The sequence below is a fragment of the Leifsonia sp. 2MCAF36 genome, assembly GCF_052115525.1.
In the GTDB taxonomy this organism is placed as follows: domain Bacteria; phylum Actinomycetota; class Actinomycetes; order Actinomycetales; family Microbacteriaceae; genus Leifsonia.
Genome location: NZ_JBFRGV010000007.1, coordinates 28,795 through 52,120, shown reverse-complemented (window position 1 = coordinate 52,120; position 23,326 = coordinate 28,795). Strand labels below are relative to the sequence as shown.

The 23,326-nt window shown below is 70.3% G+C and carries 24 protein-coding genes; 15 read left to right on the top strand and 9 right to left on the bottom strand.

Translation table 11 applies throughout. From position 1 onward, the window contains the following. Nucleotides 1-55: 55 nt before the first annotated feature. A complete protein-coding gene (locus tag AB4079_RS12400; RefSeq protein ID WP_441787608.1) occupies nucleotides 56-814 on the bottom strand; it encodes an SDR family oxidoreductase in 759 nt (252 codons plus the stop codon). A gap of 185 nt (nucleotides 815-999) precedes the next feature. Here AB4079_RS12400 and AB4079_RS12395 point away from each other — a divergent pair, with 185 nt between their 5' ends. The 6 genes from AB4079_RS12395 to AB4079_RS12370 all read left to right on the top strand — a co-directional run bounded on the left by AB4079_RS12395 (nucleotide 1,000) and on the right by AB4079_RS12370 (nucleotide 7,689). Then, a complete protein-coding gene (locus AB4079_RS12395) occupies nucleotides 1,000-2,415 on the top strand; it encodes a DHA2 family efflux MFS transporter permease subunit (protein ID WP_441787607.1) in 1,416 nt (471 codons plus the stop codon). Between the two features lie 87 nt (nucleotides 2,416-2,502). Further along, complete coding sequence (locus AB4079_RS12390; protein ID WP_441787606.1) at nucleotides 2,503-3,264, top strand: SDR family oxidoreductase; 762 nt, start codon at nucleotides 2,503-2,505, stop codon at nucleotides 3,262-3,264. A 9-nt stretch (nucleotides 3,265-3,273) separates the two neighbouring features. Beyond that, nucleotides 3,274-4,167 carry an RNA polymerase sigma-70 factor gene (locus AB4079_RS12385; protein WP_441787605.1) on the top strand — a complete coding sequence of 298 codons (894 nt, stop codon included), beginning with the start codon at nucleotides 3,274-3,276 and terminating at the stop codon, nucleotides 4,165-4,167. 96 nt (nucleotides 4,168-4,263) lie between these two features. Then, nucleotides 4,264-5,595, top strand: coding sequence for an NAD(P)/FAD-dependent oxidoreductase (locus tag AB4079_RS12380; protein ID WP_441787604.1), 1,332 nt, complete (start codon nucleotides 4,264-4,266; stop codon nucleotides 5,593-5,595). Nucleotides 5,596-5,624: 29 nt separating this feature from the next. Then, a complete protein-coding gene (gene qcrB, locus AB4079_RS12375; RefSeq protein ID WP_441787603.1) occupies nucleotides 5,625-7,334 on the top strand; it encodes a cytochrome bc1 complex cytochrome b subunit in 1,710 nt (569 codons plus the stop codon). Next, nucleotides 7,285-7,689 carry a hypothetical protein gene (locus AB4079_RS12370; protein ID WP_441787602.1) on the top strand — a complete coding sequence of 135 codons (405 nt, stop codon included), beginning with the start codon at nucleotides 7,285-7,287 and terminating at the stop codon, nucleotides 7,687-7,689. The genes qcrB and AB4079_RS12370 overlap by 50 nt, the downstream gene beginning before the upstream one ends. A gap of 259 nt (nucleotides 7,690-7,948) precedes the next feature. On the opposite strand, the gene AB4079_RS12365 is transcribed toward AB4079_RS12370, so the two are convergent. Next, complete coding sequence (locus tag AB4079_RS12365) at nucleotides 7,949-8,824, bottom strand: LysR family transcriptional regulator (RefSeq protein WP_441787601.1); 876 nt, start codon at nucleotides 8,822-8,824, stop codon at nucleotides 7,949-7,951. 78 nt (nucleotides 8,825-8,902) lie between these two features. Between AB4079_RS12365 and AB4079_RS12360 the strand changes: the two genes are divergently transcribed. Next, a complete protein-coding gene (locus tag AB4079_RS12360; protein ID WP_441787600.1) occupies nucleotides 8,903-10,126 on the top strand; it encodes an MFS transporter in 1,224 nt (407 codons plus the stop codon). Between the two features lie 27 nt (nucleotides 10,127-10,153). After that, nucleotides 10,154-10,858 carry an SDR family oxidoreductase gene (locus AB4079_RS12355; RefSeq protein ID WP_441787599.1) on the top strand — a complete coding sequence of 235 codons (705 nt, stop codon included), beginning with the start codon at nucleotides 10,154-10,156 and terminating at the stop codon, nucleotides 10,856-10,858. Between the two features lie 117 nt (nucleotides 10,859-10,975). Here AB4079_RS12355 and AB4079_RS12350 read toward each other — a convergent pair whose 3' ends face one another. Both AB4079_RS12350 and AB4079_RS12345 read right to left on the bottom strand, forming a co-directional pair. Further along, entirely contained in the window at nucleotides 10,976-11,101 is a 126-nt protein-coding gene (locus tag AB4079_RS12350; protein ID WP_441787598.1) for a hypothetical protein, read from the bottom strand. A gap of 96 nt (nucleotides 11,102-11,197) precedes the next feature. Continuing rightward, the gene (locus AB4079_RS12345) at nucleotides 11,198-11,347 is read right to left on the bottom strand and encodes a hypothetical protein (protein WP_441787597.1); all 150 of its coding nucleotides are present in this window, start codon (nucleotides 11,345-11,347) and stop codon (nucleotides 11,198-11,200) included. Nucleotides 11,348-11,481: 134 nt separating this feature from the next. On the opposite strand from AB4079_RS12345, the gene AB4079_RS12340 reads away from it, so the two are divergent. Next, nucleotides 11,482-12,771 carry an APC family permease gene (locus AB4079_RS12340; protein ID WP_441787596.1) on the top strand — a complete coding sequence of 430 codons (1,290 nt, stop codon included), beginning with the start codon at nucleotides 11,482-11,484 and terminating at the stop codon, nucleotides 12,769-12,771. After that, entirely contained in the window at nucleotides 12,768-13,148 is a 381-nt protein-coding gene (locus tag AB4079_RS12335; protein ID WP_441787595.1) for a UBP-type zinc finger domain-containing protein, read from the top strand. Before AB4079_RS12340 ends, AB4079_RS12335 begins: the two co-directional genes overlap by 4 nt. Here AB4079_RS12335 and AB4079_RS12330 read toward each other — a convergent pair. Further along, nucleotides 13,145-14,506, bottom strand: a complete 1,362-nt coding sequence (locus tag AB4079_RS12330) for an LLM class flavin-dependent oxidoreductase (protein ID WP_441787594.1) — start codon at nucleotides 14,504-14,506, stop codon at nucleotides 13,145-13,147. The two genes, AB4079_RS12335 and AB4079_RS12330, sit on opposite strands and share 4 nt — an antisense overlap. Before the next feature lie 90 nt (nucleotides 14,507-14,596). On the opposite strand from AB4079_RS12330, the gene AB4079_RS12325 reads away from it, so the two are divergent. Then, the gene (locus AB4079_RS12325; protein WP_441787593.1) at nucleotides 14,597-15,817 is read left to right on the top strand and encodes a DNA polymerase domain-containing protein; all 1,221 of its coding nucleotides are present in this window, start codon (nucleotides 14,597-14,599) and stop codon (nucleotides 15,815-15,817) included. Between the two features lies 1 nt (nucleotide 15,818). Here AB4079_RS12325 and AB4079_RS12320 read toward each other — a convergent pair whose 3' ends face one another. Then, nucleotides 15,819-16,757 carry an AraC family transcriptional regulator gene (locus AB4079_RS12320; protein WP_441787592.1) on the bottom strand — a complete coding sequence of 313 codons (939 nt, stop codon included), beginning with the start codon at nucleotides 16,755-16,757 and terminating at the stop codon, nucleotides 15,819-15,821. 72 nt (nucleotides 16,758-16,829) lie between these two features. Here AB4079_RS12320 and AB4079_RS12315 point away from each other — a divergent pair, with 72 nt between their 5' ends. Beyond that, nucleotides 16,830-18,215, top strand: a complete 1,386-nt coding sequence (locus AB4079_RS12315; protein ID WP_441787591.1) for a dihydrolipoyl dehydrogenase family protein — start codon at nucleotides 16,830-16,832, stop codon at nucleotides 18,213-18,215. A gap of 90 nt (nucleotides 18,216-18,305) precedes the next feature. Here the strand turns inward: AB4079_RS12315 and AB4079_RS12310 are convergent, their stop codons facing one another. Continuing rightward, nucleotides 18,306-18,512: a hypothetical protein gene (locus tag AB4079_RS12310; RefSeq protein WP_441787590.1), complete on the bottom strand. Its 207-nt coding sequence runs from the start codon at nucleotides 18,510-18,512 to the stop codon at nucleotides 18,306-18,308. An 820-nt stretch (nucleotides 18,513-19,332) separates the two neighbouring features. Here AB4079_RS12310 and AB4079_RS12305 point away from each other — a divergent pair. Next, on the top strand, nucleotides 19,333-19,623 hold the full coding sequence (locus tag AB4079_RS12305) for a zinc-binding dehydrogenase (protein ID WP_441787589.1): 291 nt from the start codon (nucleotides 19,333-19,335) through the stop codon (nucleotides 19,621-19,623). A gap of 15 nt (nucleotides 19,624-19,638) precedes the next feature. Here AB4079_RS12305 and AB4079_RS12300 read toward each other — a convergent pair whose 3' ends face one another. Beyond that, nucleotides 19,639-21,426, bottom strand: coding sequence for a DEAD/DEAH box helicase (locus tag AB4079_RS12300; RefSeq protein WP_441787588.1), 1,788 nt, complete (start codon nucleotides 21,424-21,426; stop codon nucleotides 19,639-19,641). Between the two features lie 139 nt (nucleotides 21,427-21,565). Here AB4079_RS12300 and AB4079_RS12295 point away from each other — a divergent pair, with 139 nt between their 5' ends. Both AB4079_RS12295 and AB4079_RS12290 read left to right on the top strand, forming a co-directional pair. After that, entirely contained in the window at nucleotides 21,566-21,712 is a 147-nt protein-coding gene (locus tag AB4079_RS12295) for a hypothetical protein (RefSeq protein ID WP_441787587.1), read from the top strand. A gap of 383 nt (nucleotides 21,713-22,095) precedes the next feature. After that, on the top strand, nucleotides 22,096-22,746 hold the full coding sequence (locus AB4079_RS12290) for a hypothetical protein (RefSeq protein WP_441787586.1): 651 nt from the start codon (nucleotides 22,096-22,098) through the stop codon (nucleotides 22,744-22,746). A gap of 26 nt (nucleotides 22,747-22,772) precedes the next feature. Here the strand turns inward: AB4079_RS12290 and AB4079_RS12285 are convergent, their stop codons facing one another. Continuing rightward, nucleotides 22,773-23,309 carry an MOSC domain-containing protein gene (locus AB4079_RS12285; RefSeq protein ID WP_441787585.1) on the bottom strand — a complete coding sequence of 179 codons (537 nt, stop codon included), beginning with the start codon at nucleotides 23,307-23,309 and terminating at the stop codon, nucleotides 22,773-22,775. Nucleotides 23,310-23,326: the final 17 nt, after the last annotated feature.

Sequence of the window (23,326 nt, the reverse complement as noted above, 5' to 3'; positions counted from 1 at the left end):
GCCTGAAACCCGGTGTCTCCGCTCTTACCTCACGGCTCGGCCGGACCGGTCGGGGTCACCGTGTAACGGTGACCTGTGCATCCAACCACTGGTCGAAGGTCGTCGGGAAGACCTCGGCGTCGGGGCCGGGGAGAAGCTCACGACCGGTGAGGTAGGCGCCGAAGTAGCGTGCGTCGTGGTCCGCCACGACCGTCCGGGAGTCACCGCGCGCCGCGAGGCCGCGGGCGATCAGCTCGGTGAGGAGGAATTCCTCCGGGCCGCTCACTTCGAGCACCCCGTCGAGGGGTGCTCCTGCGGCCGTGCGCGCCACCGCCGTGGCCACGTCCTCCGCGGCGGTCGGCTTGATCTGCACGGGCGCGAGCCGGACGGTGTCGCCGTCGGTGGCCGCGTCCGCGATCGACTTCACGAACTCGAAGAACTGCGTCGCGTGCACGAGGGAGAAGGGGATGCCGGACTCGCGGATGAGCAGCTCCTGCGCGACCTTGGCCCGCATGTAGCCGCTGTCCGTCATCCGCTCGGTGCCGACGACCGACAGGGCGACGTGGTGACGGACGCCCGCCCTCCGCTCGGCCGCGATCAGGGTATTGGTGGAGGTCGTGAAGAAGTCCATGACGGCCGCGTCCTCGAACGACGGGGAGTTGGAGACGTCGACGACGACGTCGGCTCCGGCGAGCGCCTCATCCACCCCCTCACCCGTGAGTGTGTTGACGCCCGAGTTGGGCGAGGCGGCGATCGCCGCGTGCCCGTGCGCGGTCAGCTTGGCGACCACTTTCGAACCGATCAGGCCGGTCCCACCGATGACGACGATCTTCATGTCCCGTGTCTCCTCGAATCTGCGATGCGACGGCCACGCGATGCGGCCGCTCACCAGCTATGACCGGATACGGCGGCGGGATGTGACAGCGGCGGCCATCCGGCTGTCGTGTCACAAACGGATGCCACGTCCGGTCAGAGCCGGAGCCGGGAAGTCCCCGGCATCACAACGGACGGACGGTCACCATGGCTCGATGGCTCACGACGCAGCAGCGCACGATTCTGACGGTCGCCGTGCTGTCGACGTTCATCGCCTTCCTCGACGGGAGTGTCGTCACCGTCGCCCTCCCGGCGATCGGACGGGAGTTGGGCGGGGGCCTCGCGGCCCAGCAGTGGGTGGTGGACGCGTACCTGCTGACCCTGGGCTCGGTGATCCTGCTCGCCGGGTCGCTCTCGGACCTGTTCGGGCGGCGACGCGTGTTGTTCTGGGGTCTGGTCGGCTTCGCGGTGGCCTCGGCACTGTGTGCGGTCGCGCCGACCGCCGGGGTGCTCATCGTCGCGCGCGGGCTGCAAGGGGTCGCCGGCGCGCTACTCGTCCCGAGTTCGCTCGCGCTCATCCTCAGCACGTTCTCCGGGTCGCAGCAGGCCCGTGCGATCGGCACCTGGACGGCCATCACGTCGGTCGCCAGCATCGCAGGCCCGGTCCTCGGCGGCGTCCTGGTGGACGCGCTCTCGTGGCGGTGGGTCTTCGGCATCAACCTCGCGCCGATCGCCGTCACGCTCGTGCTCCTGCGCGGGCTGCCCGCCGACGCCCGGCGCACCACGGGCGCCCGGGTGGACTGGTTGGGGGCGGCGCTCGGCGTGGTCGGGCTCGGCATTCCGGTGTTCGCGCTGATCGAGCATCCCCGGTTCGGATGGGGTTCGCCGCTGATCGCCGGATCCCTCGCCCTCGGCCTCGCCGCGCTCGTCGCGTTCGTGCTGTGGGAGCGCCGCACCGCGCAGCCGATGCTGCCGCTCGCGATCTTCCGCGCCCGCGACTTCTCCGTGGGCAACGTCGCGACCGCCTTCATCTACGGCGGTGTGGCCGTCGGAACCTTCGCGCTCGCCCTGTTCCTCCAGCAGGGAGCGGGCTACAGCGCAACCCTCGCCGGGTTCGCGATGGTGCCGTCCAGCATCCTTCTGATCGCACTCTCCGCCTTCTTCGGACGGCTCAGCGCGCGGGTCGGCGCTCGCGTCATGATGACGGTGGGGCCCCTCGTGGCGGCTGGCGGCTTCGCGCTCATGCTCCGTATCACCGCCCAGGCCGACTACCTCACGGAGGTGCTGCCCGCCGTCGCCGTGTTCGGGCTCGGGATGTCGATCACGGTAGCGCCGCTCACCGCCACGATTCTCGGTTCGGTCGACTCGGCGCGCTCGGGAATCGCGTCCGCAGTGAACAACGCCGTGTCACGCGTGGCTGGGCTGGTCGCCGTCGCTCTCGCGGGCTCCGCCGGAGGGGCGATGTCGGCCGTGATCGGGTTCCACGAGCTGGCCGGCGCGGCAGGCATCGCGATCGCGGTCGGTGCGACCGTCTCGGGCATCGGCATCCGGAACCCGCGCACCGCCGACGCAGACGTTTCGTCCCTGACCGCGGCGGCCCCGCACCATTCGCTGCTTCGCTGACTTCTCCGCCGCCTGTCACATCCCGGCGCCGTGTCCGGTCATAGCCGGTGAGCCCTCGGATCGGCCGCGGGCGGAATGGAGAACGACATGAGGATCGTCGTCATCGGAGGCACCGGGCTGATCGGCCGGCGGGTGGTGGAGTTGCTGAGGGACCGCGGGCACGACGCTGTCGCCGCCTCACCCTCCACCGGGGTGGATACCATCACCGGCAGCGGCCTGGCAGAGGCGCTGCGGGGAGCGGACGTGGTCGTCGACACCCCCAACGCGCCCTCGTTCGAGGACGGGCCGGTGCTCGAATTCTTCGAGCGGTCGACCGGCAACCTGGTCGCGGCGGAGAAGGAGGCGGGCGTCCGGCATCACGTCGTCCTCTCCATCGTCGGCGCCGACCGGTTGCCCGACATCGGCTACATGCGTGCGAAGGTCGCACAGGAGCGGATCGTCCGCGAGAGCGGTATCCCGTTCACCATCGTCCGGGCGACGCAGTTCTTCGAGTTCATCGGGGCACTGGCGGATGGGGCGACCCGCGGCGACACCGCCGTGCTGTCGGATGTGCTCATGCAGCCGATCGCGGCAGCCGACGTCTCTGCTGCCCTCGCGGACGCAGCGGTCGCTGCGCCGGTCGACGGCGTCATCGAGGTGGCCGGCCCGGAGCCGTTGCGACTGGACGACCTCGCGCGCCGGCTGCTGGCGGCACGCGGCGACGCACGAACCGTGGTGACCGACACGAACGCCGGATACTTCGGGGGCACCGTCGACGACCAATCGTTGGTCCCGGGCAACGATCCGGCGATCACCGACCAGCGTCTCGAGAGCACCAGCTACTCCCGCTGGCTGGAGGATGCTCGCTAGCATTCGGCCATGCTCGAAGAGACAGCGCAGACGGACGACCTGGATGCCGCCGCACGAACGTTCGCGGCGGTTCGGCCGCGCCTGTTCGGCATCGCATACCGGATGCTCGGAACCGTCGCCGACGCGGAGGACATCGTCCAGGACACCTGGGAGCGCTGGCAGAGCACCGACCGGAGCGCGGTGCGCGAGCCGGCGGCGTTCCTCGCGACGGCGACGACCCGGCTCGCGATCAACCAGGCGCAGTCCGCCAGGGTGCGGCGCGAGACGTACGTGGGGCCGTGGCTGCCCGAACCGGTGGACACGAGCGCCGACCCCCTGCTGGGTGCAGAGAGGGGGGAGGCGCTCGAGTTCGCCGTGCTCGTGCTCCTGGAGAAGCTGACGCCGACGGAACGAGCCGCGTACGTGCTGCGGGAGGCGTTCGACTACCCGTACGCGCAGATCGCGGAGATCATCCAGGGGTCGGAGGCGTCGGCGCGGCAGCTGGTGAGCCGGGCGCGGAAGCATCTCGCGGAGGAGCGGCAGGTGCGCGAAGTCGACCAGCAGGAGCAGCGGCGGATGCTGGAGGCGTTCCTCGAGGCCGCCCAGTCCGGAGACATCGGCGAGCTGGAGCGGCTCTTCACCGCGGACATCGTCAGCTACTCGGACGGCGGCGGGCTGGCGCGCGCGTCGCGCATCCCCGTCTTCACGCGGGAGACCGTCGCCAAGTACCTGCACGCCTTCCACAACCGGTTCTGGGAGGGGACCGTCCACATCGTGGAGGCGAACGGCGGACCGGCGGCAGTGCTCGTCCGCGACGGCGCAGTGGTCGCCTTCGTCAGCCTGGACGCGACCGCGGACGGTATCCGCCGGCTGCAGTGGGTGCTCAACCCCGAGAAGCTGGAGCGACTCCCCGTCCCCGCCTGATCGTTCCTGGATGCCGCACGCCCGAATGTCACAAATCGGGGGGCTGTCCGGTCATAACTGGTGAAGGCAATTCAGCTGGCGAGACAGGAGGCAGCAATGCGCCGGATCCTGGTGGTGGGCGGCGGTTACGCCGGTTTCTACACCGCATGGAAGCTGGAGAAGAAGCTCCGGCGGGACGAAGCCGAGATCGTGGTGATCGATCCCCGGCCCTACATGACCTACCAGCCGTTCCTCCCCGAGGTGGCGGCTGGGTCGATCGAGGCCCGGCACGCGGCGATCCCGCTGCGCAGTCACCTGAAGCGCGCACGGCTCATCCACGCGTCGGTGACCCGCATCGACCATGCGTCGAGGACGGTGTCGGTGCTCCCCAAGGACGGTGAGCCGTTCCAGCTGGGCTACGACATCATCGTGGTCACCGCCGGCGCGGTCACGCGCACCTTCCCCATCCCGGGGATCACCGAGAACGCGATCGGAATGAAGCACGTGGAGGAGGCGGTCGCCATCCGCGACCGACTGCTCGACGCCTTCGACCGCGCGTCGGTGCTCCCTCCGGGTCCGGAGCGCAAGCGGCTGCTGACGGTCGCGTTCGTAGGCGGCGGCTTCTCGGGCGTCGAAGGGTTCGGCGAGCTGCTCTCGCTGGCCACCGCGCTGCTGAAGTCGTACCCCGAGCTGCGGTTCTCCGACCTGTCGTTCCACCTCGTGGAGGCGCGCGATCGCATCCTGCCGGAGGTCACCGACGTGCCGGGACGCTGGGTGGTTCGCACGCTGGAGCAGCGCGGGGCGCGCATCCACCTGGGGGCACAGCTGGTCTCCGCGGAGGACGGTCATCTGGTGCTCTCCACCGGTGAGGAGTTCGACGCGCACACCATCGTCTGGACGGCCGGCAACGGGGCCAACCCCGTGGTCGCGAACCACACCGACCTGCCGGTGACGGCGCGCGGTTCCGTCATGGTGCGCGCGGACCTGCGCGTGGGGACCCCGGAGGCCGTGGTGCCGGATGCGTGGGCCGCGGGCGACGACGCGGCCGTCCCGGACCTGGCCTCACCGATCGACGGCGCGATCACCGTGCCGAACGCACAGCATGCCGTCCGGCAGGCCAGGCGGCTCGCGAAGAACATCATCGCGACGCTGCGCGGCGAGCAGCCGAAGGACTACGTTCACCACAGCCTCGGCGTCGTGGCCACCCTGGGCCTCGGAAAAGGGATCTTCCAGTGGCGCGGAATCGTGATCACCGGGTTCCTGGCCTGGGTGATGCACCGCGGCTACCACGTGCTGGCGATCCCGACGTGGGAGCGCAAGGTGCGCGTGCTCCTGGTCTGGGCGAGCGCCGTCGTGTTCGGGCGCGACATCGTGTCGCTGCTGTCGGTGCAGGATCCGCGCCGTGCGTTCGTCGGCGGCGGGGTGCCCGAGATCGCCGGGCGGGCCTGATGCCCGTCGACAGGAGGGTCCGGCCCTCCGTGACCTGGCGCCTCTCGCGGCTGGTCGCCGGCACGTCCCTCGGCCGCCGGACAGCCGCCCTGCGCGACGAGCTCGGGAGGCGGCGAGCGCCGCTGCACTGGACCAACCTGTTCGGCGTCGTCGCCTTCGCCTGCGTGGTGGTGCTCTTCGTGACCGGGTTCATCCTGATGTTCGCCTACACGCCGTCGAGCGAGCGGGTGATCTACGACGGGCCGTACTCGCCGCTGGCGGGCGCCGAGATGTCGAAGGCGTTGCAATCGACGCTGGCGATCTCGTTCCAACTGCCCGGCGGCCTGCTGGTGCGGCAGGCGCACCACTGGGCGGCGCTGCTGCTGCCGGCCGCGCTCATTCTGCAATTGGCGGTCACGTACTTCACCGGAGCCTTCCGACGTCCGCGCCGACTCTCCTGGCTGCTGCTCTTCGGGCTGCTGCTGACCGCGCTGGCCGGCGGCTGGAGCGGCTACGCGCTCCCCGACGACATGCTCTCGGGCACCGGGCTGCGCATCGTCGAAGGGATCGTGCTCGGCATCCCCATCGTCGGGACGTGGCTGTCGGCGCTGCTGTTCGGCGGCGAGTTCCCGGGGCGGATCATCGAGAACCTCTACCCCATCCATGTCGCTGTCGTGCCCGTGCTGCTGGTGGTGCTGCTCGCCGCGCGCGCACGCAGCGCTTACCTGAACAAGCCGGCGCAGTTCGCCGGGCCCGGGAGGAGCGAGCAGGCGATCGTCGGCGTCCCGGTCTGGCCGAACCTGGCCGTCCGCGCGGGAGGCCTCTTCGCTCTCGTGACCGGCGGTCTGCTGCTCGTCGCCGCCACGGTCACGATCAGCCCGATCTGGCTGTACGGGCCGTCCTCCCCCGGGGATGCCTCCGCCGGGAGCCAGCCCGACTGGTACACCGGGTTCCTCGACGGCGCGCTGCGGCTCGTGCCGCCCGGGTGGGAGGTCGAGTGGCTGGGCCGCACCTGGACGCTGGCCATCGTCGTGCCGCTCGCAGTAGTCGGCCTGTACCTTCTCGCCGTTGCGATCTACCCCTTCGTCGAGGAGTGGGTCACCGGCGGTCACCGCGACCACCACATCCTGGACCGCCCGCGGAACGAGCCGACCCGGACCGGACTCGGCGTCGCAGCCCTCGTCTTCTACGGTGCCCTCTGGGGCGCAGGCAGCGCCGACCTCGTCGCGACCCACTTCCACCTCACGGTCGAGTCGGTCGTCGCCGCCTACCAGGCGCTCGTGATTCTCGGGCCGGTGTGCGCCTTCTGGCTGACCCGGCGGGTGTGTCTTGCGCTGCAGAAGCGCGACCGCGACATCCTGCTGCACGGCTACGAGACCGGGCGGATCGTGAGGCTGCCCGGCGGCGAATACGCCGAGGTGCACGGGCGAGTGGATGCGGAGCAGCGGTACCGCGTCGCCGGTCCGGTCGCCGCGACCAACGCCGACGTGCATCCCGGTGAGGACGGGCGTGTGGGGATCGCACAGCGGGTGCGCGCGGGCCTGTCGCGCGTGTACTTCGAGGACCGGCTGCAGCCCGCGGAGCCGGCCGGCGAGGTCGGCGGGGGCGGCGAGGTCGCCGGGGGCGGCGAGGTCGCCGGGGGCGGCGAGGTCGCCGGGGGCGGCGGGACGGACGAGCTCGGCGGGACCGTCGACGGTGGAGGACGAACCGATGAGGCGATCACCCGGCGTGAAATGGCAGACCAGGCGGGCGCGGCGTGACGGCGGCGATGCCGGGCTCGCGGCGGCATTCCGCGACGCCTACCGCACCGCCGACTCGCTCGCGCTCGCGCGCGTGCTCGGTCCCGACGTGTGCGTCGTCGTCGACACGGGCGGTATGGCGGGAGCGGCCCAGGGCCCGGCGAGCGGGATCACCGCGGCGCTGACCCTCCTCCGGGTCGCCCTCGGAGCACCGGAGACCCTGAAGCTGCAACTCTGCTCGGTCAACGGTCGGCCGGGGCTGCGGGCCACCCGCGACGAGCGGCTGGTCGCCGTCATCGCGCTGGAGGGACGATCGACCGCGGTCGGCCACGTGTGGGTGGTCACGAACCCCGAGAAGCTGGCGTCGTGGGTCTAGGCCCGGTCGGAGATTGCACGCCGATTCTCCGACGCACCGCGGCCGGTCGGAGAATCGGCGGCCACGCGGCCGGAATCTCCGACGAAAGCTTCCCGATCTCCGACGTAAGGCAGCGCGCCGATCTCCGACGGAAGCGGCTCGAACTCCGACGGAAGCGTCCCGAACTCCGACGGAAGCGTCCCGAACTCGGACGGAAGCGGCTCGATCTCCGACGCAAGCGGCTCGAACTCCGACGGAAGCCAGCGCGGCGCTGTCCGCCTCAGGCGGCGCCGATCCGCTCCGCGAGCAGCGTCAGCAGCGCCTCCGCCGCCCGGCCGGGACGGGTGCGCGCGATCGCGCTCAAACGCCACTCCACCGGCTCCCGCAGCGGGCGCACCACGGCGCCCGGCGCCGGGATGATCGTCAGCTCGGGCAGAGCAGCGACCCCCAGCCCCGCGGCGACGAATCGGGGGATCTCGCCCAGATCGGCAAGCTCGGTGGGCACCCTCCGCGACAGCCCGAGGCCCGCGAAGGCACGGTCGAGCGTGACGCGGTTGCCGAAGCCGGTGCGCGCATCCACCCAGGGCTCGGGCGCCAGCTCGGCGAGCGACACCGACGACCGGCCGGCCAGGGGATGCGCCTCCGGCAGCACTGCGAGGAACGGCGAGTCGGCGAGCGGGCGCGTCATCAAGTCCGGAACGGCGTCCGGCAGCCCGTGGAAGGCGATGTCGAGGCGGCCCTGGCGCACGTCCTCGACGAGACCGGTCGATCCGCTGGGCGACGGCCCGAGCCGGAGGTCGACCTGCGGATGGCGCCGGTGGAACTCCCCCATGACTCCGGGCAGGTCGACGGTCGTCAGGTTCGTGAAGATGCCGACGCGGACGGTTCCCCGCAGCGGCCCCGCACTGTCGGAGAGTTCGCGCATCCGCTCGACCGCCTGCAGCCCGGCGCGGGCCTCCGCGAGGACGGCTTCGCCGACATCGGTGAGGCGCACGCCGTGGGCGTCGCGCTCGAACAGCGGGGCACCCAGCTCGCGCTCGAGGCTCTGGATGCCGGCGGACACGGTCGACTGCGCCGCGAACACCCGGTCGGCGGCGCGGGTGAAGCTGAGTTCGTCGGCGACCGCGGCGAAGTACTCCAGCTGGCGCGTGTCCATGTGCCAATCGTATCCATCGATACTCACCATCGGGTATTTCCGTTGGACTCGATGGATGCGCGGGGGCATCATTCAACCATGAGCACCTCGATCTACGTCCCCAGCTCGACCCGCCGTCCCTTCCGCCTCCGGCACGGAGCCGGCTTCTGGGTGATCGCGGCGGCGTTCCTCGCGGTGATGGCGTTCTCGACCATCCCGACACCGTTGTACGCGCTCTACCAGGCGCGCGACGGCTTCCCCACCTGGGTGGTCACGGTCATCTTCGCGGCGTACGCGGTCGGCGTGATCGCGAGCCTGTTCCTGATCGGCCACCTCAGCGACATCGCGGGACGGCGCCGGATGGTGCTCATCGCCGTACTGATCGAGATCCTGTCGGCGGCGCTGTTCCTGGTCTGGAACGACGTGGCAGGCCTCATCGTCGCCCGCACCCTCTCCGGCATCGGTGTCGGAGCACTCACCGCGAGCGCCACTGCACACCTGAGCGAGCTGCGCGCGGTCGCCCGGCCGGAGGAGGGGCTCCGGCTGGCGGGCACCGTCTCGACCGTCGTCAACACCGGTGGGCTCGCCCTCGGCCCACTGATCGGCGGCGCCTTCGCGCAGTTCCTCCCGGCGCCGCTGCTCCTCCCGTACGCCGTGTTCCTGGTGATCCTGGCGGTTGCCGCCGTCGCCGTGGCGCTGGTGCCGGAGACGGTGGAGCGGGCGGAGGAGCGTCCGGCGTACCGGCCGCAGCGCATCTCCCTCCCGGCCGAGGCGCGGGGCGCCTTCTCGGCCGCCGCCGTCGCCGCGTTCGCGGGTTTCGCGGTGTTCGGGCTCTTCACCTCTCTCGCCCCGAGCGTGCTGGCCGGGACGCTGCACGAGACGTCGCACCTGCTCGCCGGAGCAGTTCCCTTCGCGGTGTTCGCCGCCTCGGCGGTGTCGCAGATCGTGTTCGTGCGGATGTCGACCCGCGGCCAGCTCATCCTCGCCCTGGTGCTCATGCTGCTGGGGCTGAGCGGCCTGGCCGCGAGCGTGCTGGTGGCATCCCTCGCGGTGTTCGTCGTGAGCGGGGTGCTCGCCGGGGCGGGCGTCGGACTCCAGTTCCGCTCCGCCATCGCCGTCACCGCGTCGATCGCGGCGCCGGAACGCCGCGGCGAGGTGCTGTCCGCGATCTTCCTCATCGCCTACATCGGGCTCGCGCTTCCGGTCCTCCTGGTCGGCATCGCCCTCATCGTCTGGCCGCTGGTGCCGGTGCTCGTGGTGTTCGTGACGGCGATCGCGGTGCTGTCCGTTCCGGCCGGGCTGGGGATGCTGCGTCGCGCCTGAGCCGTTGCGCCCGCGTAGGGTCGGAGCATGACAGCCAGCGACCCGACCCGCCCGATCGCCCTCGTCACCGGAGCCTCGCGCGGGATCGGGAGGGCGATCGCGGTCGAGCTGGGACGCACGCACCACATCCTCGTCGGGGGACGTGACGCGGAGGCGGTGGATGCGGTGGTCGCCCAGTTGCCCTCGGCGGAACCCTATGTGGCCGACCTCGTCGCGGATCTGACGGGCGGGACGCTGCCTCCGCTTCCGAATCAGCTGGACGTGCTGGTCCACTCCGCGGGCGTCGAGGACGGCGGCACGATCGAGGAGACGGACGCCGAGACCTGGCGCCGCGTCTTCGAGGTCAACGTCTTCGCGGTCGCGGCGCTGACCCGACGTGCCCTGCCGGCGCTGCGCGCGGCGCGAGGTCTGGTGGTCTCGATCAACAGCGGCTCGGGATTCGCGAGCGGCCCCGGCGGCGGGGTCTACGCCGGATCGAAGTTCGCCCTGCGGGCGCTCACGGACGCACTGCGCGAGGAGGAGCGGCCGAACGGTGTGCGCGTGACGAGCATCCACCCCGGCCGGGTGGACACCGACATGCAGCGCGAGCTCGTCGCCCGCGAGGGCCACGAGTACGACGCCGCGTACACGATCACGCCAGAGATGGTCGCCGCGACCGTCCGCACGGCCGTCGACCTCCCGCCCTCCGGCACCATCGAGTCCCTCAGCGTGCGTCCCCACCGCCGCCGCTGACCTCTCGCGCCCCACCCCCCACCGTCGAGTACACACAAAGTGCACGTTTGGGGCGCCGAAAGCGTGTAGAAAGTGTGGACTCGACGGTGGGGCGGGAGGCGCAGGAGGCGGGGGCGGTTAGTGGTCGGGGTCTTCGGGGCCGCCGCCCGAGTTGGTGTCCTCGCCGGGCTCGGGGGCGCTGCCGTCGGAGCCGGAGCCGTCGGGCAGCTCGTCCGCATCGGGGCGCTTGTTCTCGTCGCTCATGGCGTCATCCTTCCGTTGGGTCCTGAACGCGCGACGGTACCCCGCTCGACGGTCCTCGTCCATCCACTCGGCTCAGGTGCCCGGAGTCGCCAGGAGCTAGGAGAGCAGCGCGATCATCCCGATGATGAGGGTGGGCACGGCGACGATCACGGTCACGGCGACGGCGATGCGGCGCCCCCAGATGTCGAGTGGGTTGTCGGTGTGGACATCGTGGCCCGGGAGGGCGCTGTGATGGATGACGCTCATGGTCGGCTCCTGCGGTCAAACCGGGCCCCGACGGGTCCCGTACAGCATCCACGATCCGCCTCCCGGCGCGAAGTCGGCAGGGCTTGACAAGAAACGTCGACGTCACCCGGCTCGCGTACACTGCGATCACTCCGATGACCACACCACCGCCTCCCCCGCAGTCCGGCGCGCTCGCGCGGCGGCTGGGCCTCGGCGACGCGATCACCCTCGGACTGGGCTCCATGATCGGTGCCGGCGTCTTCGCCGCGTTCGCCCCCGCGGCTGCGGCCGCCGGCGCGGGGCTGCTGGTGGGGCTCGTGGTGGCCGGCTTCATCGCCTTCTGCAACGCGACGTCGTCGGCGCAGCTCGCCGCGCAGTACCCGACCTCGGGCGGCACGTACGTGTACGGCCGGGAGCGACTCGGCGAATGGCCCGGCTTCGTCGCAGGCTGGTCGTTCGTCGTGGGCAAGACGGCCAGTTCGGCGGCGATGGCGCTGACGTTCGCCGGCTACGCGGTTCCGGGAGCGTGGGTCAAGCCGGTCGCGATCGTCGCGGTGGCCGCGTTGACGGTGGTCAACACCCTCGGCGTGACGCGGACGGCGCTGCTGACGCGCATCCTCGTCGCCGTCTCCCTGCTCGCGCTCACGGTGGCGATCGTCATCGGCTTCAGCCACACTGCAGCCTCCGCGGCACAGCCCGGAGCGCCCGCGTCGCTGTACGGCGTCCTTCAGGCAGCGGGCTTCCTGTTCTTCGCCTTCGCCGGCTACGCGCGCATCGCGACGATGGGCGAGGAGGTCGTCGACCCGGCGAGGACCATCCCGCGAGCGATCACGACCGCCCTGGTCATCGTCCTCGTCCTGTACGCGCTCGTCGCGATCTCCGCACTGCACGCCCTCGGCGCCGCCGGTCTCGCGGAGGCGGCCGCTCCGCTGGGGGCCGTCGCCCAGACGAGCGGTGCGGCCTGGCCGGACGTCGTGATCCGGATCGGCGCGGCCACTGCGGCTCTCGGCGCGCTCCTCGCGATGATCGCCGGAATCGGACGCACCAGCCTCGCGATGGCGCGCAACCGCGACATCCCCGCCTGGTTCTCCGCCGTCCACCCGCGCTTCCGGGTGCCGTACCGGGCGGAGCTCGCACTCGGCCTGATCGTCTGCGTCCTGGTCGCCGTGACGGACCTGCGCGGCGCCATCGGGTTCTCGTCGTTCGGCGTCCTGCTGTACTACCTCGTCGCCAACGCGTCCGCCTGGACGCAGGACCGCGCCCACCGGCGTTACCCGCGAGCGCTGGCTGTCGCGGGTGCCATCGGTTGCGTCATCCTCGTCGCCACCCTGCCCGTCGGCTCGATCGCGGCCGGCGTTGTGGTCCTGGCTGTCGGGATCGGCTACCGTTTCGTGCGTCTGCGGACCGCACACCACCCCACCCCGCTCGACCAGGAGGAACCATGACAGACCACAGCAGCAGCGAAGCGGGACGCACACAGGTCATCGACCCGACGGTGGGACCGAGCGGGCCCGGCTGCGAGGAGTGCACACAGACCGGCGACTGGTGGCTGCACTTGCGCCGCTGCGCGACCTGCGGGCACATCGGGTGCTGCGACGATTCGCTGAACACCCACGCGAGCAAGCACGCCGAGAGCACCGGCCATCCCATCATCCGGAGCTTCGAGCCCGGCGAGGCCTGGTTCTACGACTACCGCAGGCAGGCTTTCATCGACGGGCCCGAGCTCGCACCCCCAGTCAGCCACCCCGTCGACCAGTCGGTCCCCGGACCGGCGAACCGGGTTCCGGGCGACTGGCAGCGCCAGCTGCGACAGCGGGGCTAGTGACGGTAGCGGGCGCCGACATGGCGCTCGGGCAGGCGGATGCGGCCCTCGCCGAACAGGCGCTCGCGGAGGGTTCCCGGCCGTTCGCCCTCATGCGGCAGACGCCCGCGTCGCCGCAGCTCGGGGACGACCAGCTCGGCGAAGTCGCGGGCGGTGTCGAACGAGTGGTACTGGCGGAGGTTGATGCCGTCCAGGCCGTCCTCGTCGAGCCATCGCTCGATCTCGTCGGCGACCGTCTTCGGGTCTCCCACGACCAGGAACCGCTCGTCGCGTCCGTACTGCACGAAGTCGAGCGCCTGGCCGACGGTCCGGTCGAGCGGGAGGAACGGCACCCGTTCCGGCGGGAACTCGGCCCGGGCCAGCGCCTCACGCACGGTGATGTCGCGCGGGAACGCGGTCAGGTCGACGGGCAGGCTGCTGTGGGCGAGCATCCCGTCGAGGCTGACGTGCTCGCGGTAGAGGCGCCACTTGTCCTCCGCCTCCTCCTGCGTGCGCCCGACGATGACGCCGGCCATCGCGATGAAACGCAGGTCGTCGCGGAGGCGACCGTGACGCTCGGCCGCGTCGCGCATCCCAGAGGCCGCCCGCTGGAACTCCTCGCTCGTGCGGCCGCCGGTGAAGACCACCTCGGCGTGCTTGCCCGCGAACTCGATTCCGGCCGGTGACCCGGTCGCCTGGAACAGCGTCGGCGTCCGCTGCGGCGAGGGATGCACGAGGTGCGGCCCGGCCACCCGGTACCGCTCGCCGACGTGGTCGATGTAGCGCACCTTCGACGGATCGGTGAAGACGCCCGAATCGCGGTCGGCGATGACCGCGTCGTCGTCCCAGGAGCCCTCCCACAGCTTGTACAGGACCTCCAGGTATTCGTCGGCGAAGCGATACCGGTCATCGTGCGGGATCTCGGCGTCGAGCCCGAAATTTCGGGCCGCGTTCGGAAGGTACGACGTGACGATGTTCCAGCCGATCCGGCCTTTCGTCAGGTGGTCGAGCGTCGACATCCGGCGTGCGAAGGCGAACGGCGGCTCGTACGTCGTCGAGAAGGTGACGCCGAATCCCAGCCGCTCGGTCACCGCGGCCATCGCCGGCACCAGCAGCAGCGGGTCCAGGTTCGGGATCTGCAGCCCTTCCCGCAGCGCGGTCTCCGGTCCGCCCCGGAACACGTCGTAGGCGCCGACCACGTCGGCCAGGAAGATGCCGTCGAAGCCGCCATGCTCGAGCAGCTGGGCCAGCTCCACCCAGTAGTCGATGTCGGCGAAGCGCTCGCGGTTGTTGCCGGGCAGCGGCCACAGACCGTGCGTGATGTGGCTCACGGTCGCCATCTCGAACAGGTTGACGAACAGCTGCTTGGGCTCGGACACGCAGGGTCTCGCTTTCACGCTGGAGGGTGAGGCCGAGTGTACGCAGCCTCGGGCCTGGCAGCAGCGGCCCATGACGGTTAGCGTGGCGGCATGAGCCCGTCGAAGTCGGAGACGTTCCTGGAGGTCGCTGGCCAGGAGGTGCGCATCTCGAACCCCGGCAAGGTCGTCTTCCCCGAAGCCGGCCTGACGAAGCTCGACCTCGCGCAGTACTACATCGCAGTGGCGGAGGGTGCGCTCCGGGGTGCAGGCGGGCGCCCGATGGTGCTGAAGCGCTTCGTGAAGGGACTCTCGCAGGAGCCGTTCTTCCAGAAGCGCGTCCCCGACGGCCACCCGCCCTACATCGACACGGCGACCCTGCACTACGCCAGTGGGACGTCGGCCGAGGAGACGGTGGTGCGCGACGCCGCCGGACTCGCCTGGGTGTCGAACCTCGGCTGCCTCGACCTCAACCCGCACCCCGTCCGGGCGGAGGACCTCGACCATCCCGACGAGTTGCGCGTCGACCTCGACCCGATGCCCGGAGTCGACTGGTCGCAGATCGTGGACGTCGCATTCATCGCGCGGGACGTGCTGAGCGACCATGGCCTCGTCGGCTGGCCGAAGACGAGCGGGTCGCGTGGGCTGCACATCCTGGTCCGCATCGCGCCGCAGTGGGGCTTCGCCGACGTCCGTCTCGCCGCCGAGACGCTCGCCCGCGAGGTGGAGAACCGCGCGCCCGGCCTCGCGACGGCCCGCTGGTGGAAGGAGGAGCGCGGCGAGAGCGTGTTCGTCGACTTCAACCAGAACGCCAAGGACCGCACGGTCGCTTCCGCGTACTCGATCCGCGCGCTGCCCGACGCGCGCGTCTCCACGCCGCTCGAGTGGGATGAGGTTCGCTCCCGGCGTCCGGAGGAGTTCACCGTGCCGACCGTGCTCGAGCGGTTCGCCGAGCGCGGCGACCCGCACGCCGGCATCGACGACGCCGTCGGCTCGCTCGACGCACTGCTCGCGCTCGCCGAGCGCCTCGGACCTGCGGAGAAGCCGCCGCGCTCCGGAGACGGTGCGGGCCGTCGGGTCTCCCAGATGCCGCTCATCGAGGTCGCCCGCACGAAGACGAAGCCCGAGGCGATGGATGCGCTGGAGCAGTGGAAGGCGGCCAACCCGGACGCGGCGGCGCTGCTCCACCCCGCAGACGAACTCGTGGACGGGATGCGCGGCTCGAGCTCGCTCTGGTACCGGGTGCGCATCAACCTGCAGCACATCCCGGAGGTGGACCGCCCCGCGCAGGGCGCGCTGCTCGCCGACTACGACCCGTGGGCGGGGCGCGGCTGAGTCATGCCCGCGCGACCGGCAGCAGGCTGTCCTGGTGCGCTCTGCGGAAACGGGCCGGTGTCTGGCCGGTCTCAGATCGGAACGCCCGGGTGAACGCCGATTCAGAGCGGTAACCGACCTCAGCCGCAACCCCGGCGACCGCCAGGTCCGACCCGGCCAGCAGATCGGCAGCGGTCATCAGGCGGGCACGCGTGACGAACTGACCGAAGGTCATCCCCGTGGCAGCCTGGAACCGCCGAATGAAGGTGGCGCGAGACATGGACATGCGGGCGCTCAGCCGCTCGAGCGTCCAGCGATCGCCCGGCCGGGCGAGCACCTCCTGGATGATCGCGGTCAGCTGGTGGTCTGCCACGGCGGTCCAGATGCGACCATGAGCACCCGGAGCGGTGCTCGTGCGGAGGACCATCGCGATCAGGACGGTGCAGAATGCCGACATGATGGCCGCGGAGCCTGCGCCGTCGCGGTCCGCTTCGGCGCGCATCGACTCGCTCAGCCGGAGGAGTTCGGCGCGGCCGTCCTCCGACCGGAACAGTGAGACATGGGTGGGCGTGGGGAGGGAGCCGAAGAGGATGGCGCCGGCGCCCGCGCCGATCGTGTAGTGGCCGCAGAACAGGTCGATGACCGGTTCACCGCCCGCGGTACTCGTCGTCAGCGCAAATGTGGCCCCCGGCCGTTCCGCGATCGAACGGGTGGTGCCCGAGCCCGCCGTGATGATGCGGTGCCGGCCGCCGCTCGGGATGATCACCACGTCGCCCGCGGTCAGGTGGTGCAGACCGCCCGCGACTTCGAGGTCGCATTCGCCCTCCAGGAGGACGTGGAACGGGATGTCGCGAGGCGGTCCGGCCGCTACGTCCATCTCCGTCGACCCCGCCAGCAGGCAGCGCTTGTCAAGCGTGGCTTCGAGACGCGCCATCCGCAGCAGCTGGCTGATTTCATCCATGTGAGACTTTCGGGCGGTTTCTTGATACCCAACCGTCTAGTGGTATCACCTTCCGGTGCTCACACTCAAGACATGGACACTACGACTTCCCTCACTGCCGACGCGATCGTCGTCGGATTCGGCAAGGGCGGCAAGACCGCCGCACACGCTCTGACGGATGCGGGCAAGCGCGTCATCCTCATCGAGCAGTCGGAGGAGATGTACGGCGGCACCTGCCCGAACGTCGGCTGCGTGCCGACGAAGATGCTCGTGCACTACTCCAACTCGCGCCGCCTGGAGGATGAGGCGCAGGAGTTCTTCGCCAACTCGATCGAAGGCGTCCGGGCGCTCACGGCCTCCTTCCGCGCCGGCAACTTCGCTGCGCTCGACGGCAAGGACACCGCCACGGTCATCACCGGCGCGGCACACTTCGTCGACGCCCACACCGTCGTCGTCGGCGTCGGCCCCGACCAGATCACCATCACCGCCCCGACCATCCTGATCAACACCGGATCCGAGCCGATCGTTCCGGACATCGAGGGCATTGCGACCAGCGCGCACATCGTGAGCAGCACGGAGCTGACCCGTGCTGCCGTGCTGCCCGCGCACCTCGTCATCATCGGCGGCGGGTACCTCGGACTGGAGTTCGCGTCCATCTACCGGCACTTCGGATCGGAGGTCACGGTCCTGGAGGCCGCCGACCGCCTGCTGCCGAAGGAGGACGATGACGTGGCAGACGTCGCCACCGGCATCCTCCTCGGCGACGGCATCACCGTCGTAACGGGAGCGACGGTCACTCGCATCGACGACATCGACGGCGGCACCCGGATCAGCTACACGAAAGACGGCACGACGACCACTATCGACGGCGACGCGTTCCTCGCCGCGACCGGCCGCAAGCCGGCGACCGAGGGCCTGGCGCTCGAGGCGGCAGGGGTGAAGACCACCCACCGCGGTGCCGTGATCGTGGATGAGTTCCTCCGGACCTCGCAGCCGCACATCTTCGCGCTCGGCGACGTGAACGGCGGACCGCAGTTCACCTACGTCTCACTGGACGACGCACGGATCGTCATCGACCAGCTCCTCCGCGCCGGCACACGGAGCACTTCCGACCGGGTGGCCGTACCGCGGACGCTGTTCATCACACCGCCGCTCGCCACCGTCGGCCTCACCGAGCGTGAGGCTCGCGAGCAGGGACGGAACATCCTCGTCGCCCGGGAGAACGTCGCCGACATCGTCGCGATGCCCCGCGCCTACACGGTGGAAGAGACCCGCGGAATGATGAAGTTCATCCTGGACGCGGACACCGACCTGATCCTGGGCGCCGCGATCCTCAGCATCGACGCCCAGGAGGTCATCAACACGGTGGCCCTCGCGATGCGCCAGGGCGTCACGGCGACCACGCTGAAGAACGCCATCTACACCCACCCGAGCACGACGGAGGCGCTCAACGAGGTGTTGGGCAAGATCGTGGCCTGAGCGCACAGGTCCCCCTCCCGATTCGGCTCTGGCCGGAGCGGCACCATCGCTCGCATCATGGAAGGACGGCACGGACGGAGGATGGCCCATCTAGGCGATCACCGTGAGCGACCGAGCGGAGGGCGTTGCGGGCATGGCGCTGGCGGAGCGGCCGGACCCGCACGCGGCCGAGAACGACGTGGTGGTGGAGGTGCGCGCCGCCGGCTTCACGCCCGGCGAGCTGGAGTGGCCCGCCACCCGGACGGACCGTGCGAGTCGCGACCGCACGCCGTCCATCCCGGCGCGAACGTCTCGCATCTACGCGTGTAGGGGAGGCCAATTTTCAGCGGGTGTACCGGGGTTTCGCCGGGAAGTGGAGGCCGCGGACGCGGACCTTGCGATCTTTACTCCCTTCCGCGAGGCTGGTTGGCTCACGTTTTCATAACGGCGCGTCATTTCTGTGGGATTTCTTCGTCGGTATAGGCGGCGGGGCATTCTGCCCGCCCGGTAGTGGACTGCGACCGTTCCGGCTTGCCGGGTGATGGGCATCTGTTCACTTCGCTTGCTTACAAGCGAAGGGAGACCTCCGTGCGGAAGTCTCGATTTTTGGCTGGTGTAGCCGTTCTCGCATGGAACCCGCTGACGGCGACAGCCGTTTGGCTGGTAGGTACAGCATCCACGCTGCTCGGGGCCTACGGCAGTTGCTACAACTTGTAGCCATGGCTATCGACAGGGATCCCACCGTGATTCAGAATCGTCGTCAAGCTGTCCGGTACTTCTTGCCGATCGGCTTGCTTGCCGGATCGTCGGTGATCGCATTCGCCGCATTACCGCTGAAAATGGCGGGCCTAGTCTCTTTTGTTGTGGTGGTGCTGGGGGTTGTAATTGACCGCCTTATTCGTCCGCGAGGCCCGGCGCCTACCGGACTCCTGGCTAAATGGCACCTTGCGGTTGCGGGAGTTGCGTACGTTGGCGCGCTCGCCTTAGCCGCTACAGTGGCGCGTGGCGACGCGCTGTGGCTCTCAGGAATCACGGCAACTGTAGTGGTTGCACTGTTTGTTGCCGGTTCGCGGGTTCCGAAACGGCCAGGAATAGGGAACACGCGAGATCCCGCCTCCTAGGGGCAGGGAAACGCAGCATGGCCCCTGGACCTGAGCGTCTAGAGGGCTTTGTTGCGGCTCAGGTGCGCGACGGCGGAACCTTCGTGACCATCGTCGCGCCGCCGCAGATCCAGCGGCCCAGAGTCTCCGCGGTGTTCTTCGTCGTCGAGCCGGACCGGGCGCAGCTGGTCAAGCTGGCCCGGCGGGCGCGCGACGGGAGGCTGCGCACGTTCGTGGGCGACGTCGTCGGGCTGGAGGACGCCCCCGCCGCCTTCGGCGGGCGCGCGAAAGGGAACGGGAAGACGACCGTGCGGGTCAGCGAGGACTGACCCGCACCGCCGCGCTCAGCTGTGCCGGGGCTTGCGCGGCGGGCGGTCGTCGCGCTGCCACGACTCGCTCCTGCCGCGTCCGCCGGTGTCGGGCCGCAGTTGGATCAGCTTGCCGCCGATGCGTGTGCCCGACAGCCGGGAGAGCGTGTCGCCGGGGAGGTCGGCGGGGAGTTCCACGATCGTGAAGTCGGGCATGATGCGGATGTGCCCGAAGTCTTCGCGGCTGAGGCCGCCCTCGTTGGCGAGAGCGCCGACGATCTGGCGCGGTTCGACCTTCTGACGCTTGCCCACCTCGAGGCGGTACGGCGCCATCGTCTTGTCGCTGCGCTCGCGGCGCGGCCCACGATCGCCCCGGCCCCCGCGGTCGTCCCGGCCACCGCGATCGGCGCGGCCCGAGCGGTCCTCCTGCCGGGAGTCGCGCTCGACGCGCTGCGAGAGCAGGTCGTCGGCGCTCAGCAGCAGCGGTTCCTCGCCCTGCGCGACCACGGCGAGCGCCGCCGCCACGTCGGCCTCGGGGACATCGTGATGCGACACGTAGTGGCCGATGATGTCACGGAACCGGGAGATCCGGTCCTCCTGGGCGAGCGCCTCCGAGATGGCGTCGTCGAAGCGGGCGAGTCGCGTCACGTTGACGTCGTCGACGCTGGGCAGCTGCATCTGAGTGAGCGGCTGGCGGGTGGCCTTCTCGATCGCGGTGAGCAGCCGGCGTTCGCGCGGCGTGACGAAGCTGATCGCCGCACCGCTCCGTCCGGCCCGGCCGGTGCGGCCGATCCGGTGCACGTACGACTCGGTGTCGACCGGGATGTCGAAGTTGACGACGTGGCTGATGCGTTCGACATCGAGACCGCGGGCGGCCACATCCGTCGCCACCAGGATGTCGAGCTTGCCCGACTTGAGCTGGTCGACTGTGCGCTCGCGCTGGACCTGGGCGACGTCGCCGTTGATGGCGGCCGCCGAGTACCCGCGTGCCCGAAGCCGCTCGGCGAGGGTCTCGGTCTCGTTCTTGGTGCGGACGAAGACGATCATGCCCTCGAAGTTCTCCACCTCGAGGATGCGCGTGAGCGCGTCCACCTTCTGCGCGTACGACACGACGAGGTAGCGCTGCGTGGTGTTGGCTGACGTGGTCGTCTTCGACTTGACGGTGATCTCTTCGGGGTCGTGCAGGTACTTCTTCGAGATGCGGCGGATCTGCGCCGGCATCGTCGCCGAGAACAGGGCCACCTGTTTGTCCTCGGGGGTGTCGGCGAGGATGGTCTCCACGTCCTCCGCGAAGCCCATCTTCAGCATCTCGTCGGCTTCGTCGAGCACGAGGTACTTCAACTCGGACAGGTCGAGCGTGCCCTTGTCGAGGTGGTCCATGATGCGCCCTGGGGTGCCGACGACGATGTGCACGCCGCGGCGCAGCGCCGACAGCTGGACGCCGTAGCCCTGCCCGCCGTAGACCGGCAGCAGGTGCACGCCCTTCATGTGGGTCGCGTAGCTCTCGAACGCCTCCGCCACCTGCAGGGCCAGCTCGCGGGTGGGCGCCAGCACGAGAGCCTGCGGGCTCTTCTGCGACAGGTCGAGGCGGGACAGGATGGGCAGCGCGAACGCGGCCGTCTTGCCGGTCCCGGTCTGGGCGAGCCCGACGACGTCGCGGCCCTCCAGCAACAGCGGGATCGTGGCCGCCTGGATGGCGGACGGGGTCTCGTAGCCGACATCCTTCAGCGCCTTCAGGACGGCGCCATCCAGCCCCAGGGAGGTGAAGGTCGGCGCGTCGTCGGCGGTCTCGGTGCCGGTCGGCGCGGAATCAGGCGTAGTCATCGCTTAACGGTAGTCCCCGCGGGCGGTCGCGTGGTGCACAGCGCCGCTTTGAGTGCGTGGCGGACACGGTCCTCCTCCCCCCTTGCCCGTCCTGCAGGGCACCCACTAGATATAAGGACGGCATCACCCGGCCCGCGACGTGGCTGCCGGAATCGAGGAGGAGATCCCTTCGGCGATGGTGCCGAAGACCCGGCTGTTCGGCTCGCTCGAGTCTGCGATTCAGCTCGAGCGGATCGACGCGCGGGTCACCCCGTCGGCGACGCACCTGAGATTCCGGGTCCTCTGACGCGCTCCGACGTGCGACTGCGCCGGATCAGCGCTGGTCGTTGAGCGCCTGCTGCAGAAGCGCCGTCATGTCGATCGGCTGCGTCGGCGGCAGTTCAAGAGCCGCCGGGTCGATGGAGTAGCTGGATGTCATGTGGTCCCCCTGACTGATGGGATGCCATGGTGGTGGCATCCGTTCCGTGGATATCGTTCTTCGGTCCGGAAGGTGCCCGCCGCCGCCCACCCCCCAAGGCGCTCAGCGGCGGGCACCGTTCCTGGTTCCGCGCCGGTATGTCCCCTTGTCATGCGCGCGGAATCGGGTCGGTCGGTTTCCCGTCCTTACCTAGTAATGTCCGGCACGGTCGCCACGGTTCCATCGGGTCCGACGCCGGTTAGGCTGTGCGGGTGAGAGACGGCCGAACGCGCGGGGAGCGGCCTCCCGAGGAGGAGCCCTCGGGCCTGTCGCGCCGTGGCTGGGCCGTGATCGTCGGCAGCACCGCCGCGGTGGCGGTCGCACTTGTGGCCGCCGCGGCCCTCCTGATCGGAATGCCCGCCGGGGACGCTCCCGGGCACGCCGTGTCGACCTCCGGGCAGCAGGCGCCGCAGCTCCCCGAGGCAGCCACCAGGCCGACACCACTCGGCCTGCCGCCCCGGCCGACGCGGACAGCGGTCGCCACCGTTCCGGAGCAGCCGGTGGACTCCCTCACGACCGGCGATTGCCTCCAGCTCTACCCCTCGAAGTCGGCGGCCGGTTATCCGGTGGTCGACTGCGCCTCCCCGCATATCGCACAGCTCCTGTCGCGGGGCGTCCTACCGCAGCCGGCCGGTGCCCCTTTTCCCGGCAAGGAAGCGCTGGACACCCAGGTCACCGACCTCTGCGGGGCTCCGGGCATCCTGAACTGGGATTGGGTCGCCGTCTGGAACGAGGACGTCCAGATCGACCTGCGCTACCCCGACACCGCGGAGCAGTGGGCGTCCGGAGCGCGCTCCTACTACTGCTTCATCTACACGTTCTCGCGCCACGAGCTGACCGGCAGCGCGGTCGGCGGCGGCTGACGAGCAGGCCCATCCGGCCTCGGCGGTCAGACCGGCGCGAGCGCCTCGAAGGGTTCCGCCGGGAGGTGCACCGCAATGGGATCGCCCGGCTTCACGACGCCACCGGTGACGACCACGGCCATGACGCCCGCCTTGCGAACCGTGGCGCCATCCGCATCGGTTCCGACGACCTGCTTGAGCAGTCCGGGTTCGAAACGGTCGATCTGGACGCACGGGTTGCGCAGCCCCGTCAGTTCGACGACGGCCTCATCCCCCAGGCGGAGCCGGGTGCCGCGGGGCAGCTCGAGCAGCTCCAGGCCCCCGGTGGTCACGTTCTCGCCGAGCTGTCCGGGGCTGACGTCGGCGGTGACCTCGTCGAACAGCTCCCCGTGGATGAGGTGGACCTGACGGAGGTTGGCTTGCGTCGGGTCACGCCGCACCCGTGAGAGGTGCTGAACCGTCGAGCCGAAATGCGCATCCCCTTCGACACCCAGACCGGCGACCAGGGTGATGGACTCCTGCGGCGGCTTGGAGAAGCGGTGCTCGTCGTCGCGGCTCACCGAGATCACGCGTGCGGTCGTCATCCCACCATCGTGCACCA

Excerpts from the sequence above, each read along its gene's own strand:
- AB4079_RS12305 (WP_441787589.1), top strand. The coding sequence starts at position 19,333 with ATGGCCCCTGGACCTGAGCGTCTAGAGGGCTTTGTTGCGGCTCAGGTG.
- AB4079_RS12300 (WP_441787588.1), bottom strand. The coding sequence starts at position 21,426 with ATGACTACGCCTGATTCCGCGCCGACCGGCACCGAGACCGCCGACGAC.
- AB4079_RS12335 (WP_441787595.1), top strand. The coding sequence starts at position 12,768 with ATGACAGACCACAGCAGCAGCGAAGCGGGACGCACACAGGTCATCGAC.
- AB4079_RS12310 (WP_441787590.1), bottom strand. The coding sequence starts at position 18,512 with ATGCGAGACGTTCGCGCCGGGATGGACGGCGTGCGGTCGCGACTCGCA.
- AB4079_RS12390 (WP_441787606.1), top strand. The coding sequence starts at position 2,503 with ATGAGGATCGTCGTCATCGGAGGCACCGGGCTGATCGGCCGGCGGGTG.
- AB4079_RS12285 (WP_441787585.1), bottom strand. The coding sequence starts at position 23,309 with ATGACGACCGCACGCGTGATCTCGGTGAGCCGCGACGACGAGCACCGC.
- AB4079_RS12365 (WP_441787601.1), bottom strand. The coding sequence starts at position 8,824 with ATGGACACGCGCCAGCTGGAGTACTTCGCCGCGGTCGCCGACGAACTC.
- AB4079_RS12350 (WP_441787598.1), bottom strand. The coding sequence starts at position 11,101 with ATGAGCGACGAGAACAAGCGCCCCGATGCGGACGAGCTGCCCGACGGC.
- AB4079_RS12370 (WP_441787602.1), top strand. The coding sequence starts at position 7,285 with ATGAGGCGATCACCCGGCGTGAAATGGCAGACCAGGCGGGCGCGGCGT.
- AB4079_RS12345 (WP_441787597.1), bottom strand. The coding sequence starts at position 11,347 with ATGAGCGTCATCCATCACAGCGCCCTCCCGGGCCACGATGTCCACACC.
- AB4079_RS12315 (WP_441787591.1), top strand. The coding sequence starts at position 16,830 with ATGGACACTACGACTTCCCTCACTGCCGACGCGATCGTCGTCGGATTC.
- AB4079_RS12325 (WP_441787593.1), top strand. The coding sequence starts at position 14,597 with ATGAGCCCGTCGAAGTCGGAGACGTTCCTGGAGGTCGCTGGCCAGGAG.
- AB4079_RS12400 (WP_441787608.1), bottom strand. The coding sequence starts at position 814 with ATGAAGATCGTCGTCATCGGTGGGACCGGCCTGATCGGTTCGAAAGTG.
- AB4079_RS12355 (WP_441787599.1), top strand. The coding sequence starts at position 10,154 with ATGACAGCCAGCGACCCGACCCGCCCGATCGCCCTCGTCACCGGAGCC.
- AB4079_RS12320 (WP_441787592.1), bottom strand. The coding sequence starts at position 16,757 with ATGGATGAAATCAGCCAGCTGCTGCGGATGGCGCGTCTCGAAGCCACG.
- AB4079_RS12395 (WP_441787607.1), top strand. The coding sequence starts at position 1,000 with ATGGCTCGATGGCTCACGACGCAGCAGCGCACGATTCTGACGGTCGCC.
- AB4079_RS12340 (WP_441787596.1), top strand. The coding sequence starts at position 11,482 with ATGACCACACCACCGCCTCCCCCGCAGTCCGGCGCGCTCGCGCGGCGG.
- AB4079_RS12380 (WP_441787604.1), top strand. The coding sequence starts at position 4,264 with ATGCGCCGGATCCTGGTGGTGGGCGGCGGTTACGCCGGTTTCTACACC.
- AB4079_RS12385 (WP_441787605.1), top strand. The coding sequence starts at position 3,274 with ATGCTCGAAGAGACAGCGCAGACGGACGACCTGGATGCCGCCGCACGA.
- AB4079_RS12360 (WP_441787600.1), top strand. The coding sequence starts at position 8,903 with ATGAGCACCTCGATCTACGTCCCCAGCTCGACCCGCCGTCCCTTCCGC.